General features: G+C 46.9%; 1 protein-coding gene and 1 pseudogene. Both read left to right on the forward strand.

The window, feature by feature from the left end:
* Window positions 1–414: pseudogene (locus tag R7R78_RS26310) on the forward strand (TRAP transporter permease); the annotation flags it as partial.
* Window positions 415–422: 8 nt separating this feature from the next.
* Window positions 423–706, forward strand: a 284-nt coding sequence (locus R7R78_RS26315) for an FAD-dependent oxidoreductase (protein ID WP_225474635.1), incomplete at its 3' end; no start/stop codon positions are given.

Genomic DNA, 706 nt, shown 5'->3' on the forward strand with positions numbered 1-706 from the left:
CAAGACAGTAACGTTACGCCACCAGTGTGTTTAACCGCATTCGCAGCGGCGACCATTGCGAAAACGCCACCAATGCGAACAGGCTTAATGGCTTGGAAAATTGCGAAGGGGCTGTACTTGGTTCCATTGTTAATTGCCTATACCGGGTTGGTCAGTTGGGATGTGACATCAGTAATTACGGTCGGCTTCTTTGCGATAGTGGGTACTTACGCTCTCATTGGTGCCATTGAAGGTTATTTAGAAGGACCATTGAATATATTGATGAGGTTGGTTCTGCTTACTATCGGTGCGCTTTTGGTTTGGCACGACATTCCAATCTTAATTCGTGTGGTGTGCTGCGCGGTATTCGTTGCCGTGTTTGTTTACAGTGGGCGCAAGTTCAAATTGCAACAGTCTCAACTTTCGGTTTTATAAGAGGTCGTATGAAATCAGTCTATGACTACATTGTTGTGGGTGGTGGTATCGTTGGTGTGTCCACGGCTTGGCAGCTCCAACAACGCCATCCAGAGTGTTCTATTTTATTGGTTGAGAAAGAGTCTGGTTTTGCTAAGCATCAAACCGGGCATAACAGCGGCGTTATCCACGCGGGTGTGTATTATGCGCCGGGCAGTTTAAAAGCCGACTTTTGTAAACGCGGCGTAGAAAAAACGCTCTCGTTTTGCTCTCAGCATAATATTCCGGTCGAAAACTGCGGCAAGTTGTTGGT

The organism is Vibrio sp. 2134-1 (assembly GCF_033339495.1).